This is a genomic window from Kitasatospora sp. NPDC018619, assembly GCF_044391605.1.
Classification (GTDB): Bacteria; Actinomycetota; Actinomycetes; order Streptomycetales; family Streptomycetaceae; genus Kitasatospora.
This window is the reverse complement of the sequence record NZ_JBISAI010000023.1, coordinates 49718-63376: the sequence shown is the minus strand read 5'-3', so window position 1 is coordinate 63376 and position 13659 is coordinate 49718. Positions and strand designations below refer to the sequence as shown.

General features: G+C 73.7%; 14 protein-coding genes. 5 read left to right on the top strand and 9 right to left on the bottom strand.

Annotation, left to right across the window (positions count from 1 at the left end):
- Positions 1-152: 152 nt before the first annotated feature.
- Positions 153-1943 carry a diguanylate cyclase domain-containing protein gene (locus ACH5AR_RS29005; RefSeq protein WP_396304483.1) on the bottom strand — a complete coding sequence of 597 codons (1791 nt, stop codon included), beginning with the start codon at positions 1941-1943 and terminating at the stop codon, positions 153-155.
- A 362-nt stretch (positions 1944-2305) separates the two neighbouring features.
- Here ACH5AR_RS29005 and ACH5AR_RS29000 point away from each other — a divergent pair, with 362 nt between their 5' ends.
- Positions 2306-2842, top strand: coding sequence for a flavin reductase family protein (locus ACH5AR_RS29000; RefSeq protein ID WP_396304533.1), 537 nt, complete (start codon positions 2306-2308; stop codon positions 2840-2842).
- Between the two features lie 61 nt (positions 2843-2903).
- Here ACH5AR_RS29000 and arfB read toward each other — a convergent pair whose 3' ends face one another.
- Positions 2904-3338, bottom strand: coding sequence for an alternative ribosome rescue aminoacyl-tRNA hydrolase ArfB (arfB, locus tag ACH5AR_RS28995; protein WP_396304482.1), 435 nt, complete (start codon positions 3336-3338; stop codon positions 2904-2906).
- Positions 3339-3437: 99 nt separating this feature from the next.
- Between arfB and ACH5AR_RS28990 the strand changes: the two genes are divergently transcribed.
- Together ACH5AR_RS28990 and ACH5AR_RS28985 are read left to right on the top strand one after the other, a co-directional pair.
- The gene (locus ACH5AR_RS28990; protein ID WP_396304481.1) at positions 3438-3935 is read left to right on the top strand and encodes a hypothetical protein; all 498 of its coding nucleotides are present in this window, start codon (positions 3438-3440) and stop codon (positions 3933-3935) included.
- 133 nt (positions 3936-4068) lie between these two features.
- Positions 4069-4644 (top strand): TerD family protein, encoded by a 576-nt coding sequence (locus ACH5AR_RS28985; RefSeq protein ID WP_396304480.1) that lies wholly within the window; start codon positions 4069-4071, stop codon positions 4642-4644.
- 82 nt (positions 4645-4726) lie between these two features.
- On the opposite strand, the gene ACH5AR_RS28980 is transcribed toward ACH5AR_RS28985, so the two are convergent.
- The 7 genes from ACH5AR_RS28980 to ACH5AR_RS28950 all read right to left on the bottom strand — a co-directional run bounded on the left by ACH5AR_RS28980 (position 4727) and on the right by ACH5AR_RS28950 (position 11189).
- The gene (locus ACH5AR_RS28980) at positions 4727-5815 is read right to left on the bottom strand and encodes a hypothetical protein (protein ID WP_396304479.1); all 1089 of its coding nucleotides are present in this window, start codon (positions 5813-5815) and stop codon (positions 4727-4729) included.
- Between the two features lie 151 nt (positions 5816-5966).
- Complete coding sequence (locus tag ACH5AR_RS28975) at positions 5967-6455, bottom strand: DUF3180 domain-containing protein (RefSeq protein WP_396304478.1); 489 nt, start codon at positions 6453-6455, stop codon at positions 5967-5969.
- Between the two features lie 192 nt (positions 6456-6647).
- The gene (gene folK, locus ACH5AR_RS28970) at positions 6648-7247 is read right to left on the bottom strand and encodes a 2-amino-4-hydroxy-6-hydroxymethyldihydropteridine diphosphokinase (RefSeq protein WP_396304477.1); all 600 of its coding nucleotides are present in this window, start codon (positions 7245-7247) and stop codon (positions 6648-6650) included.
- A 43-nt stretch (positions 7248-7290) separates the two neighbouring features.
- Complete coding sequence (gene folB, locus ACH5AR_RS28965) at positions 7291-7650, bottom strand: dihydroneopterin aldolase (protein WP_224281670.1); 360 nt, start codon at positions 7648-7650, stop codon at positions 7291-7293.
- A 247-nt stretch (positions 7651-7897) separates the two neighbouring features.
- Positions 7898-8395 (bottom strand): nuclear transport factor 2 family protein, encoded by a 498-nt coding sequence (locus tag ACH5AR_RS28960; protein WP_396304476.1) that lies wholly within the window; start codon positions 8393-8395, stop codon positions 7898-7900.
- Between the two features lie 10 nt (positions 8396-8405).
- Positions 8406-9278, bottom strand: coding sequence for a dihydropteroate synthase (gene folP, locus ACH5AR_RS28955; protein WP_396304475.1), 873 nt, complete (start codon positions 9276-9278; stop codon positions 8406-8408).
- 69 nt (positions 9279-9347) lie between these two features.
- Entirely contained in the window at positions 9348-11189 is a 1842-nt protein-coding gene (locus ACH5AR_RS28950) for a phosphatidylglycerol lysyltransferase domain-containing protein (protein WP_396304474.1), read from the bottom strand.
- 378 nt (positions 11190-11567) lie between these two features.
- Here ACH5AR_RS28950 and ACH5AR_RS28945 point away from each other — a divergent pair, with 378 nt between their 5' ends.
- The gene (locus ACH5AR_RS28945; protein WP_396304473.1) at positions 11568-12722 is read left to right on the top strand and encodes an alpha/beta hydrolase; all 1155 of its coding nucleotides are present in this window, start codon (positions 11568-11570) and stop codon (positions 12720-12722) included.
- Between the two features lie 132 nt (positions 12723-12854).
- Positions 12855-13643 carry a ferritin-like domain-containing protein gene (locus tag ACH5AR_RS28940; RefSeq protein WP_396304472.1) on the top strand — a complete coding sequence of 263 codons (789 nt, stop codon included), beginning with the start codon at positions 12855-12857 and terminating at the stop codon, positions 13641-13643.
- Positions 13644-13659: the final 16 nt, after the last annotated feature.

The window sequence follows — 13659 nt, the reverse complement described above, 5'->3', positions numbered from 1 at the left end:
GTGCGCCGCCTGCGGCGGGCGGCGCAGATCATGGACGCTGTCGTACCGGGAACCCTACCTGTCGTATGTGACGGCGGGAAAAGAACCCTTGACAACCCGCGGGTAACCGGGGGCGGGCCGGATGCCCGCGGCCCCCCGGCGGGGCCGCTGGCTCAGCCCGCGCGCCGGTGCGAGCGCTCGCCGCGCGCCCCGCGCACCGCCCCGCCGCGGGCCCGCTTCTCGTCGTACATCCGCTCGTCCGCGGTCTGGAGCACCTCCTCGATGCTCATCCCGCAGCCCGCCCAGCCGACGCCGAGGCTCACCCCCACCCGCATCGCCCGTCCGTCGATCCGCATCGGCGGGATGATCGCGCCCCGCAGCCGGTGGGCGAGGTCCTTGGCCTCCTCGCGGCCGATCCCGTCGGCCAGCACCACGAACTCGTCGCCGCCGAGCCGGGCCACCGTGTCCCCGTCCCGGACCGCCTGGCTCAGCCGCCGGGCGACCTCGACCAGCACCGCGTCGCCCGCGTTGTGGCCGAACCGGTCGTTGATCGACTTGAAGCCGTCCAGGTCGCAGAAGAGCACCGCGAGCCCCTTGTCCACGGCCGCCGCGCCGCCGGAGCGGAACGGCGCCGACCAGGCCTCCCCGCCCGGCCCGTACTCGGCCGGGACGACCGCGTGCACGTGCTCCCCGTAGCCCGGGCCGAGCCCGCTCGGCGGGCCCTCGGGGCGCCCGTAGCCGTGCGCCGGCCCGGCGTACGGGTCGGCGCCCTCCAGCCCGTCGTACGCCGTGTGCGCGCTGTAGGAGTCCGCCGGGTACCCGTACGGCTGCGGGTAGGCCGCCTCGACGACCTGGCCGGCGGCGGCGCCGACCGGCTGCGGCTGGGCGCAGAGCCGGCGGGCCAGCCGGGCCTTGAGCTCGGCACCGTTCGGCAGTCCGGTGAGCGCGTCGTGGCTGGCCCGGTGGGCGAGCTGGAACTCGTGCCGCTTGCGGTCCTCGATGTCCTCGACGTGGGTGAGCAGGAAGCTCGGACCCTCGGCGGCGTCCGCGACGATCGAGTTGCGCAGACAGACCCACTGGTAGCCGCCGTCCCGGCGGGACAGCCGCAGCTCCGCGCGGCCGCTCTCGGCGCTGGTGCGCTCCAGCAGCGCCCGGTCCTCGGGGTGCACGAGGTCGGCGAAGCTCTGCTGGCGCAGCACCGCCCGGGGCCGGCCGAGCAGCCGGCAGAGCGCGTCGTTGACCCTGGTCAGCTGGCCGCGCCCGGCGCCGTGCAGCTCGGTGATCGCCATCCCGCTGGGCGCGTACTCGAAGGCCTGGCGGAAGCTCTCCTCGCTGGCCCGCAGCGCCTGCTGCTCCTTCTCCAGGCGGGCCAGCGCGCGCTGCATCTCGGCCCGCAGCCGGGCGTTGCCGATCGCGATGGAGGCCTGCAGCGAGAACATCTCCAGCGCCTCGCGGGTCCACGCCCCGGGCCGCTTGCCGCTGCGCGGGCGGTCCACCGAGAGGACGCCGAGGAGGTCGCCGCCGGCGCTGTACATCGGGGCGAGCAGCCCGTCGGCGGGGTGCCAGTCGTTGGCGTACACGGGCAGCGGGCCGTCCCCGATCCAGCGCGGGATGTCGCTGGCGACGGCCCAGCCGCGGTCGTACGGCAGGAAGCGCAGGGTGCCCCAGTGGTCGCTGACGCCCAGCAGCCGCTCCCAGGACTCCCGGGAGCCGACCTGGCCGAGCAGCACGGAGGGGCCGCCCATCGGGCTCTCCTCCAGCTCCCAGACGGCCGCCACCACGAGGTCGCCGTCCGGCCGGACCAGGCTGACCGCCGCGGCGTCGAAGCCGAGCCCGTGCACCGCGCCCTCGACGACGGCCTGGAGCGTGCCGGCGAGGCTGCGGGCAGCGTTGAGGTCCGCCACGACCCGGTGCAAGGTGCGGAGGGTCGCGAGACGGACGTACGGCTCCGACTCGGCTTCCATGCGGGGGCTCCCCGGCTGCTTCGGATAGTTCGTGATTGGTTATCGTCCGATTGCCAGAAGAACTGAATCACAGGGAGCACAGCGCTCGGCACGCTCGGTCAGCAATAGGCCATCACTTGTGACTTAAATCACACGACACTAATGCGCCCTTAATCAGTTCATCTGTCCCATAGCAGGACATACCGCGCTATCGGCACATTTCTCGTGGTCGACCGCATTGGCCGCGGGCTGAAGCCGAGTGCGCCCGCCGGTCCGGCTGCTTCACTCCTGGGGGTGAGTTCGGCCACCGGGCGCAACCCTTCGGCCGGACCGCGGGTCCTACGACCAAGGCCCGATGCCGTTCCCCCCGGGTGACGACTACCGTGCGGTACGTGCACCCGTCCCCGCAGCCCGAAGCTGCCTCCCACGCCACGCCCGACGAGTTCCGGGCCGCCCTCTCCCAGCTCGCCGCCGGCGTGAGCCTGGTGACCGTCCACGACCCGGACGACGGCGAGGACGTCGGCATGACCGCCACGTCCTTCCTCTCGGTGTCGCTGGAACCGCCGCTGGTGCTGATCTCGGTCCGCGAGGACTCCCGGATGGACGAGGTGCTCTCCCGCACGGACACCTGGGCGGTCTCGGTGCTCACCGAGGGGCAGAAGACGCTCGGCTCCCGGTTCGCCATGAAGGGCCGGCTCAGCGACCGGCTGCTGTTCGCGGACACCCCGCACCGCCGCGGCCCGCACACCGGCGCCCCGCTCGTGGAGGGCGCGCTGGCCACCGTCGAGTGCCGCACCGAGCAGCGGATACCCGCCGGCGACCACACCCTGCTGCTCGGCCGCGTCCTGGAGGCCGCGGTTCCCGACCCGGGCGGCCGGCCGCTGCTCTACTTCCGCGGCGGCTACCGCGCCCTGGGCTAGGGCCGGTCCGACAGTTCCCGCCGGGTGCGCGACGCGAACTGCCAGACACACCCGGGGCCGTCTACTCGCCGCCGCGCGGCGCCCGGCGGCCCTGCTTCAGCTCGGAGCGGTGCCGCTTGTTCTCCAGCCGCCGCTGGACCATCCCGCGGCTCGGCCTGGTCGCCCGCCGGGCCTTCGGCGGCGGGGCGCACGCCTCGGTCAGCAGCGCCGCCAACCGGGCCGCGGCCGCCTCGCGGTTGCGCCACTGCGAGCGGAACTCGGAGGCCTGGACCACCAGCACCCGGCCGTCCACCAGCCGGCCGGCCAGCCGCTCCAGCGCGCGCTCGCGCCACACCTCGGGCAGCGCCCTGGTCGAGGCCAGGTCGAAGCGCAGCTCGGCCTTGGAGTCGGAGGTGTTCACGTGCTGGCCGCCGGGGCCGGAGGAACGCGAGAAGCGCCAGACGAGCTCGGCGTCGGGGACGACCACCGACCCCCGTACGCGGATGGGCTCGGACATGCGTCCATCATCCCGCGCCCGCCCCGCCCGGTCACCCGGTTATCGGTACGCCCCGGGGTTTCCGCACCCGGTTACCCCCGCGCGCCCCGAGCCCCGACAATGGCCTGTGTGATCGAGCTCGGCTACTCCCTCTCCAACCGCTTCCCCGACCCCCCGCAGACGGACTACCGCACCGCGTCCGTGCACGCCCTGCGGTACGACCTGTTCTGCGGCGACGTCTACCTGGACGGCGAGGGCTCGGAACTGTCCACCGCCTGGGGCTGGGTGCCGGTGCTCGACTTCGCCTGGGCCCTGTGCGACATCGCCGAGCTGCTGGACCGCGACCCGGACGGCGGCCGGGCCGCCCGGGTGCAGACCGCCGACCTCGACTTCACCCAGAACACCGAGCTGCTGCGCTTCGCCCGCCGGTTCAACTGGGTCGAGGTCACCGCCACCTGGCTGCCGGACGAGCCGCCGGTGGTCGTCCGCCACGGCGAGCTGCGGCGCGAGGCCCGGGACTTCCTCCAGGACACCCTGGCCGACCTCTTCGACATGCACCCCGACCTGGCCGACAACCCGAACATCTGGACACTGCAGGGCCGGTTCCCGCGGACCTGACACCGGCTTTGCCCGAGCTTTGCCCTCCGATGGCGGGCCGCGAAGAATTCACGGCAGCCGTGGAACCAAGCCCCCGGACAATCGCGTTGTCCCGGGAAATAGCGAACGAAACGAACGAAGGGACTGCACCGTCATGCCTGTGAGCCTCTCCAAGGGTGGCAACGTCTCGCTGACCAAGGAGGCCCCCGGCCTGTCCGCGGTCACCATCGGCCTGGGCTGGGACGTCCGCACCACGACCGGGACCGAGTTCGACCTCGACGCCAGCGCGATCGTCCTGAACGCGAGCGGCAAGGTGCTGTCCAACGCCCACTTCGTCTTCTTCAACAACACCAGCACGCCGGACAACAGCGTCGTGCACACCGGTGACAACCGCTCCGGCGAGGGCGAGGGCGACGACGAGTCGATCAACGTCAACCTGTCCGCCCTGCCGGCCGAGGCCGCGAGGATCTCCTTCCCGGTCACCATCTACGACGGCACCGCCCGCGGCCAGAACTTCGGCCAGGTCCGCAACGCCTACATCCGCGTCGTGAACGCGGCCGGCGGCGCCGAGATCGCCCGCTACGACCTCTCCGAGGACGCCGCCACCGAGACGGCGATGATCTTCGGCGAGCTCTACCGCAACGGCACCGAGTGGAAGTTCCGCGCCGTCGGCCAGGGCTACGCCTCCGGCCTGGCCGGCATCGCCCAGGACTTCGGCGTCCAGATCTGACGCACCCGCGGACGAGGCCGCGGCGCGGGAAGTCGGTCCGACCGACCTCCCGCGCCGCGGTCCTTCCGTCTCCGGGCCGGCCTCAGCGCGAGGCGCGCAGCTGCGGCAGCTGGATCAGCTCGGTCTCGTCCTCCGGCGTCAGGTCCACCACCGCCGGCCCGTCCTGCTCCGGCTGTTCGACCGACTCCGCCGCGCGGGCCTCGGCCTCGGCCTTCGCGGCCACCGCCTCGTCCCCCACCACGTCCGCCAGGTCGGCCCGCTCGCCCAGTTCGGCGACGCTGCCCACCGCCGGAGCCGGGGCCGCCGGGCGCGCCGGGGCGCCCGCACCGCGGCCGAAGAAGCTGAAGCCCTGCCCGCGCGCCTGCCCGGGCTGCGCCGGGCGCGGCCGCTGCCGCTCCACCGGAGCCGGCGCCGCGGCGGGCACGGGCTGCGCGCCGCCGAGCTGACCGACCGTCGCGGTCAGCGCCGGACGCACCGGCGCCGCCGGAGCCGCCGCAGCCCGTCCGGGCGTGGGCACCGAGGGAGCCACCGGGGCCGGCACCGCCACCGGCGCGGGCGTGCCCGCCCGCGGCTGTGCGGCGGCCCCCCGCAGGGCCAGCTGCGCGCCCGCCGTCCGAGCGCGCTGCGCCTCCTCCTCCGCCGCGCGGCGCTCCAGCACCCGCAGGGCGGCCGCCGCCCGCACGTACGCGGCCGGACTGGCCGGGTGCTTCGGACGGCTCGCGGCGAGCGCCCGCTGGGCCGCCTCGGCCTCCTTGAGCGCCTGCTCGGCCACCGCCACGGCCCGCTCGCGCAGTAGCCGGGCGATCTCGGTCTCGGCCTTCGCCAGCCGCGACTTCTCCGCCGTCAGGCGCCGCCCGAAGCGGGTGGCCCGCTCCTCGGCGACCTCCGCCGCGTACTCGGCCTCGGCCAGCTGCTCCTCGAAGCGCTCCTCGGCGCGCAGCCGCTGCGCCGCGGACATCTCGGCGGCCGCCCGGGCCGCCTTGTCCCGCTGGCGCAGCAGCAGCGCGAAACCGAGCGTCGCGATCACGGCCGCGACGCCCACCGAGCGCACCAGGACGGTGTCCTGACTGAAAAGCAGCGCGGCCAGTGCGGCGACCAGCAGCACGCCGGCGGCGGTGGGGGGAAAGGCCCGGCCGAGGACGGAGGAATGACGGTGGCGTCCGCGAGACATGCCCAAGAAACTAGCGTGCGAATTGGAGGCCTGTCAGCCCAGGGTCCCCTTCCGCCCTTGACAGGGGGTGGTTTTTACCGCACGTGCCCGGAACCTCACCCAAGATCACCAAGAAGGCCCTGGTCAGCGCGGTGGCGGCGCGGACGGCCGCTCAGCGGTGCGATGCCGCCGGGCCGCCCGGGTCGTCGTGGTTCTCCGGCAGCCTGCACACGTGCTGGATCCAGAGCGCCGCCGCGATCACCGCGGCCCCCGCCAGCACCGACAGCCCGGCCGTCACGGCCTGGTCCTTGCGGGCCGCCACGTCCAGCTCGCCCAGCAGGTAGATCCCGGCCCCCGCGTAGACGCCGGTGACCACCGCCGAGACCAGCGCGCTGGCCTGCCCCAGCACCACCGCCCGGGCCGCCAGCAGCGGGTCGACGCCCTTCGCCCCGGGCTGCCGCTCGCGCACCGCCTTCAGCCGGGCCCGCAGCGACAGCGCGGTCGCCAGCAGGATCACCGCCACCGCGGCCAGCACCACCGGCGCCGCGGCCGGTACGGCGGGCAGCGTGTCCACGGAGGCCCACAGCTTGGAGCCGGCCCAGGACAGCGCCGTCGTGGCGGCGGTGATGCCGATCAGCAGACGGAGGCGAAGCAGCTTCACTCGGAGGAGGTCCTTCCCGGGTTCCGGAACCGGCCGCCTGCCCCGGCAACCCGGCGCGGCGACGCCAGGCCACCGTACCGGGCCCGGCCGGGCCCCCGCGCGAACGGCGGACACCTACTCGTACGGCCGGGCCCCCGGCCGAGTTCCCCGGGCAACGGCCCCGGTCGCCGGCCCGGGGGCGGCCGTCCGGGCCTACTCCGGAAGCGTCAGCCGGATGTCCTCGCGGCGCTTCACGCCCTGCGCGTCCGGACCGCCCAGCGCGGCCAGCAGCGCGTCCACCCGCCCGTGCCCGGGCAGCTCGGCCTCCGGCTGGGCGTCCAGCCAGGGAGCGAGCACGAAGGCCCGCTCGTGCGAGCGCGGGTGCGGCAGCAGCAGCTGCGGGTCGTCGCTCAGCACGCCCTCGTAGGACAGGAGGTCGACGTCCAGGGTGCGCGGGCCCCAGTGGACGGTCCGCACCCGCCCGAAGGCGTCCTCGATGGCGTTGCCGCGCTCCAGCAGGTCCCGCGGGGGCAGCGAGGTGCGCAGCACCACGACCGCGTTGTAGTAGTTCGGCTGCTCCTCGGGGCCGCCGACGGCCTCGGTCTCGTACACCGCGGAGACGGCCTTGATCCTCAGCCCCGGGGTGTCGGCGAGCGCGTCGACGGCGCCCTGGAGGGTGTCCAGCCGGTTGCCCAGGTTGCTGCCGAGCGCGATCACCGCGCAGCGCTGGCTGTGCAGCGTGGTGTCGACGGAGTCCACCCGGCTCTCCAGGTCGAAGGTGCTCGGCGAGGCGGTCGGGTCGCTGGTGCTCATCGGAAAACGTCCTCTACATCGGATACCGGGTGCGCGGTGGGGGTCATGCGCGGCCCCGGTGGATGGTCACGGTCACGTCGTCGAACGGCACGGTGATCGGGGCGTCCGGCTTGTGCACGGTGACCTCGACCTCCTCGACCGCTTCGTGCTTGAGGCACTGGTCGGCGATGCGCTGGGCCAGCGTCTCGATCAGGTCCACCGGCTCCCCGGCGATGATCGCGGTGACCTCCTCCGCCACCAGGCCGTAGTGCGCGGTGCGGGTGAGGTCGTCTCCGGCCGCGGCGGGGCGGGTGTCCAGGTAGAGCACGAGGTCGACCACGAAGGTCTGCCCCTCGACGCGCTCGCGCTCGAAGACGCCGTGGTGGCCCCGGGCTCGCAGCCCCCGCAGGGTGACGCGGTCCAGCAAACGAATCACTGCTCCCAGTCGGACGGGCCCCACCCGGGGAAAAGGCATGGACGGGCAGGGCGAAGGCGGGCAGCACGCCCGCCACTCCGTTTCGAATCTACCCGTGAGCACGGACAACGCCTGACCGTCCTACCCGGCACGAACCGACGCCACGCGCACCGGTACGGCGATTGACGTGAACGTTGGGTGACCACTCGGAAATTCCCGGCGACTTCCGGGTGCGGTATTTCCGCGACCGCCGGAATCAGCTCTCCTCGTCGTCGTCGCCGCTGGTCAGGACGGGTGAACCGTGGTGGGACCAGAGCTTCCACCCGTCCGGGGTGCGACGGAACAGGTTCGTCGACACGACCTTTCCGCCGACCAGCGGCCCGAGTTCCCCCTCCTCCTCCGACTCGCCGCCGGAGAGGATGTTCTCGGTGCACGTGACAAGGGCCACATCGCCGTGCACCTCGGCCTCGACATCGGTCAGGAAGAACTGGATGTACTCCGTGTTCATCATGATCAGCATGTACGAGCGGGTCACCTGGGCCCGGCCGCGGAGCACCGGCCAGCCCGGGTGCACGCACACCACGCCGCCCTTGTCGTCGGCGTCCGCCGCGCCCAGCCAGGCGTTCTCGACCGCCTCCAGGTCCCCCCGCTCCAGCGCCTCGTAGAGCCCCCGGTTCGCCGCCAGCACGGCCTCCAGATCCGCCTCGCGGGCCCTTCCGGCCGTACCGCCGCTCAACCTGCCGTCACCCGTCACAGACCCTCCCTCACACCGACCGCTCCGCGTGCTGCCAGGCCGCGACGACCCGGACGGCATCCGCCGTGCCGGACACGTCGTGCACCCGCACCGCCCAGGCCCCGGCCCGTGCGGACAGCACCGACACCGCGGCCGTCGCGTCGTCGCGTTCCCGGGCCGGGCGCAGTTCCCCGGTTGCCGGGTCGGCGAGCAGCGTACCCAGGAACCGCTTGCGCGAAGCCGCCACGAGCACGGGACGGCCGAGCGCGGTGAGCGCGTCCAGCCGGCCCAGCAGCGCCCAGTTGTGCTCGGAGGTCTTGGCGAAGCCGAGCCCCGGGTCGAGGATCAGCTGGTCCTCCTTGGCCCCGGCCGCCAGCAGCGCGTCCACCCGCGCGGTCAGCTCGGCCACCACGTCCCGCACGACGTCGCCGTAGACGGCCAGCCGGTCCATGTCGGCGGACTGCCCGCGCCAGTGCATCACCACGAAGGGCGCGCCGGTCTCGGCGACCACCCGGGCCATCGCCGGGTCGGCGAGCCCGCCGGAGACGTCGTTGACGATCACGGCGCCGGCCTCCACCGCCCGCTCGGCGACCGAGGCGCGCATGGTGTCCACGGAGACCAGCACCCCGGCGTCGGCGAGCTCGCGCACCACCGGGATCACCCGGCGCAGCTCCTCCTCCTCGGGCACCCGCCGCGAGCCCGGCCGGGTGGACTCGCCGCCGACGTCCACCAGGTCCGCGCCGCGCGCCCGCAGCGCCAGGCCGTGCGCGATCGCCTTCGCGGGGTCGTGCCACATCCCGCCGTCCGAGAAGGAGTCGGGAGTGACGTTGACCACGCCCATCACGGCGCAGCGCTCCAGTCGCGGCAGGCCGGCCGGCAGGGAGAAGGAGGGCGAATCGTTCATGCCTCCCATTATCGAACGGGGCCCCCGCCGGGGGTTCCCGGCGGGGGCCCCGGTGCGGGCCGACGGGCCTCAGGCGGCCTCGGTGACCTCCCGGGTCGACGGGGCCGGCATCAGCCCCTCGCGCTGGCGCCGCCGGCCGAAGCGCGGCATGCCGAGCGTGATGAAGGCCTCCGCCTGCATCGCGGCGAAGCCGATCCGCGGCAGGTCCCGGGTGCTCGGGAAGACCAGGAAGCGCGGCTCCCACTCGGGCTGGAACTTCGCGTTGAACTTGTACAGCGACTCGATCTGGAACCAGCGCGACAGGAACACCAGCAGCCCGCGCCACGCCCGCAGCACCGGGCCGGCGCCGATCCGCTCGCCGCGGGCCAGCGCCGAGCGGAACATCGCGAAGTTCAGCGACACCCGGCGCACGCCCATCGCGGGCACCGCCTGGAGCGCGGCGACGATCAGCAGCTCGTTCAGGCCGGGGTCGGCGGCGCGGTCGCGGCGCATCAGCTCCAGCGAGATGCCGTCCGGCCCCCAGGGCACGAAGTGCAGCACGGCCTTCAGGTCGTCGCCCTCCTCGCCCTCCTCGGGGGCCTTGTGGGCGGTGACGACCACGCACTCGTCGTCCAGCGGGTCGCCGAAGCGGCCGAGGGCCATCGAGAAGCCGCGCTCGGTGTCGGTGCCGCGCCAGCGGGCGGCGGCGTCCGCGATCCGGTACTTCTCCTCCACGGTGAGCTCGCGGACCCGGCGCACCCGGCACGAGTAGCCGTTGCGCTCGATCCGCTTGACCATCTGGCGCACGTTGCGCATGGCCCGGCCGGAGAGCGAGAAGGTCGCGGTGTCCACGATCGCCTCGTCGCCGAGCTCCAGCGCGTCCAGCCCGGCCTCACGGGTCCAGACCTCGCCGCCGACCTCGCTGCACCCCATCACGGCCGGCACCCAGGCGTGCTCGCGGGCCTCGGCCATGAACACCTTGATCGCGCCCGGCCAGGCCTCGACGTCGCCGACCGGGTCGCCGGAGGCGAGCATCACGCCGGAGACCACCCGGTAGGAGATCGCGGCCTTGCCGGTGGGCGAGAACAGCACGCTCTTGTCGCGGCGCAGCGCGAAGTAGCCGAGCGAGTCGCGCTCGCCGTGCCGCTTGAGCAGCTCGCGGACCTTCTCCTCGTCCTCGGTGGTCAGCTCGGGCTTCGGCCTGCCCGGACGCAGCGCCAGGTAGGCGGTGGTGAAGGCGGTCAGCAGGCCGAGCCCGCCGAGCAGGTAGGCGACCAGGTCGGACATCCGCTCGTTGCTGTACCGGACGGGGCCCTCGAAGCCGAACAGTCCGTACCCGACGTGCTGCAGCCGCTCGGTCAGGCCCGGGTGGCCGATCTCGTACCTGGTCCGGGTGCTCACGATCAGCAGGCCGAGCAGCACGCTGAGGGCGCCCATGACGACCAGGTTGGCCACCGCCCGCCAGCGGGTGCGCGGGTCGGCCTTGGCGTAGAACTCGCGCTGGTGGACCAGCATCACGGCGAGGAGCACCAGCGAGACCACCGCCGGGCCGATCTGGTGCCAGCGCACGATGTGCAGCCCGGCGCTGAGCGGCAGCAGCACGCACACCGCCCGCCAGGCCCGCCGCTTGCGCCGGCGCAGCGCGTGCGCCAGCGGCACCAGCAGGATGCCGACCATCAGCGCGCCGACCGCCGCCAGGCTGGTGGTGCCGCCCGGCAGCTGCCCCGCGAAGGTGTGCACCTTCGTGTGCCGGAGCTTGGGGAACACCGCGCTGGCTATGTCCACGAGTCCGATCAGCAGGCAGGCGTAGCCGACCGCTCCGGGGAGCCAGGCCCTCGGGACGGCGGACGCCTGGGTGCGCAGCGTCTGCAGGCCGCGGCGACGGCGCGACGGCTGCTCGGGGCTCGGCTCAACGGACACGGGAACGCTCATGGAAGCTCAGCGTAGAGGCTGCGGTGCGGTGTCCCGTCACTCCGGGGGAGGACGAGTGATGGACCTTCATGCCTATTCCTTCATCAGGCAATGCGCATACCAAGGACCCGGAAACGATCGGTAAACCGGGGCCGGGGCGGCGCTGCGGGTTGAGCCGGCGGTGGGAGCCGGGGGCCCGCCGCAGCGTGGCGCGACGGAACCCTCCGGGACGCGTTACGTACGGTGGACGCCGCATTCTAGGGCGCCGGTTGCCTGCGGTTCGCCCCACCCCGCGCCGGCCGCCCCGGCATCCGGACGGCCTAGCCACGGTGGCCCGGCCTGACGGAGCGCCAGACGATGAAGCCTGCACCGACAGCGTCCCACCGGAAGGCCGACGGCATGGAACTGACCAGCGACGCGCTGGTGAACTCACTGCTCGCACTCGGCGTCGCGGCGATCGTCACGACCCTGTGGATCTGGCCGCGGCTGGCGCCGCAGCGCCCGCTGCCGGTGCTCGGCCGGATCGGCCTGCTGACGGTCGTTCAGGCCTCCGTCCTCGCCGTGCTCGCGCTGTCGGTGAACAACTCCTTCGGGTTCTACACCTCCTGGGCCGACCTGCTCAGCCCGGGCGGTGCCAAGCTCGCGCTGACCAGCAACGAGAACCACAAGGGCGGCACCCCGGTCGCCGACGCCCTGGTCCAGCCCACCACCGAGGGCGGCCTGGAGACCATCACCAACCTGCCGAAGGGCCCGCCCGAGGAGGTCGGCCGGGTCGAGTCGGTCCGGGTGAGCGGCAAGGAGACCGGCTTCTCCGACCAGATGTTCGTCTACCTGCCGCCCGCGTACTTCGACCCGAAGCTCGCCCTGGTCCGCTTCCCCGTCCTGCTGGCCATCGCCGGCTACCCGGGCACCACCCTGAACCTGCTGCACGAGCTGCCCCTCGCCCAGACCGCGATCGAGCTGATGCGCACCGGCAAGATGCCGCCGACCGTCCTGGTGATGGCCCGTCCCGCGGTCGTGCCGTCCCGGGACACCGAGTGCGTGGACGTCCCCGGCGGGCCGCGCACCGAGACCTGGTTCGTCAAGGACGTCCCCGAGGCCGTCCGCAGCAGCTACCGGGTCGGCCGCACGGCCGGCTCCTGGGGCACCCTCGGCTACTCCACCGGCGGCAGCTGCGCGCTGCGCCTGGCGATGCGCTTCCCGAACGTCTACGGCAACGCGGCGAGCCTGCACGGCGACTTCACGGTGCGCCAGGACAACTACACCGGCGGCGACCTCTTCAACGGCGACAAGGCGCTGACCCAGCAGCACGACCTCGGCTGGCGGCTGCAGAACCTGCCCGTCCCCGAGCTCAACCTGCTGGCGGTCTCCACCCGCACGGAGGGGGACTACCCGCAGACCGTCCAGTTCGTCGAGCAGGCCACCCGGGCCGCGGCCGCCAACCCGCAGTTCACGGTCGACTCGCTGTACCTGGACGACGGCGGCCACAACTTCGACAGCTGGACCAGGGAGCTGCCGGCCACCCTCGAATGGCTCGGCGCGCACCTCGGCTAGGACGGTGCCCCGGCTAGGGCGTGTGAGTGACTACCCGCCGGTCGGGCCGGACGGCCGGCGCTCCGGGGGAACGTATCGCGACCGCCCGTCGGCCCCCGCCGGGCGCCGCCCCGGACCCGTGCAGGAGGCACCGTGCTGAGCACCCGCTCGCTCTTCGACGAGATCTACCGGAACGACCAGGCGTACCAGCTGTTCTGCAGCATCGCGGCCGGCGGCGAGGACCAGGGCGGCTGGGAGAACGAGCGGATCTCCGCACTCGTCCGGGACCCGGTCCTCGCTCCGAAGGTCGCCCGGCACGGCGCCGACGAGCGCAAGCACGGCCGGATCTTCACCCAGCTGCTGAACAAGCGCGGCCTGCCCAAGGTGCCGGTGCCGGACGAGGCCGACTACTGCATGCTGCTGGAGCGCCAGGGCGTGGGCCTCTCGCACGAACGGCTGAACGGCGACCACCCGCTGACCGAGCGCGAGATCATCACCTACCTCGCGCACAGCAGGGTCACCGAGCAGCGCGCCGCCGAGCAGATGCGCCAGCTGGTCGCGGTCTACGGGGACAACCCCGACCTCGGCCGGGCGATGCGGATGATCTCCGCCGACGAGGACGACCACCTCGCCTACTGCCACGAGGAGCTGCTGCGGATGGTCGCCGCGGGCCACGGCCCGTACGTCCGGCACGCCCTGGAGACCAGCGCCCGCGGCGAGATCCGCACCCACCGGGACGTCGGCCTCGCCGTCACCGCCCGGATGGCCCGGATCCTGCGCTGGCCGCGCTGGCAGCTGGCCCTGGTCACCCTCGGGGTGCACGCGCTCTACCTGTACGACCGCGCCTACGGCTGGCGCCGGATGGTCACGCTGCGGATGCCCGAGCGCCGCAACGCGCTGGGCACCCCGGCCCCGCCGCACGCGGAGCGCGAGGTGCTCTGAACGCCGCCCCGCGGGC

What these genes read in the sequence shown, in the direction of transcription:
- ACH5AR_RS28990 (WP_396304481.1), top strand. Translation starts at nt 3,438, where the DNA reads ATGGCCTGTGTGATCGAGCTCGGCTACTCCCTCTCCAACCGCTTCCCC.
- ACH5AR_RS28980 (WP_396304479.1), bottom strand. Translation starts at nt 5,815, where the DNA reads ATGTCTCGCGGACGCCACCGTCATTCCTCCGTCCTCGGCCGGGCCTTT.
- ACH5AR_RS28945 (WP_396304473.1), top strand. Translation starts at nt 11,568, where the DNA reads ATGGAACTGACCAGCGACGCGCTGGTGAACTCACTGCTCGCACTCGGC.
- folP (WP_396304475.1), bottom strand. Translation starts at nt 9,278, where the DNA reads ATGAACGATTCGCCCTCCTTCTCCCTGCCGGCCGGCCTGCCGCGACTG.
- ACH5AR_RS29005 (WP_396304483.1), bottom strand. Translation starts at nt 1,943, where the DNA reads ATGGAAGCCGAGTCGGAGCCGTACGTCCGTCTCGCGACCCTCCGCACC.
- ACH5AR_RS28985 (WP_396304480.1), top strand. Translation starts at nt 4,069, where the DNA reads ATGCCTGTGAGCCTCTCCAAGGGTGGCAACGTCTCGCTGACCAAGGAG.
- ACH5AR_RS28950 (WP_396304474.1), bottom strand. Translation starts at nt 11,189, where the DNA reads ATGAGCGTTCCCGTGTCCGTTGAGCCGAGCCCCGAGCAGCCGTCGCGC.
- arfB (WP_396304482.1), bottom strand. Translation starts at nt 3,338, where the DNA reads ATGTCCGAGCCCATCCGCGTACGGGGGTCGGTGGTCGTCCCCGACGCC.
- folK (WP_396304477.1), bottom strand. Translation starts at nt 7,247, where the DNA reads ATGAGCACCAGCGACCCGACCGCCTCGCCGAGCACCTTCGACCTGGAG.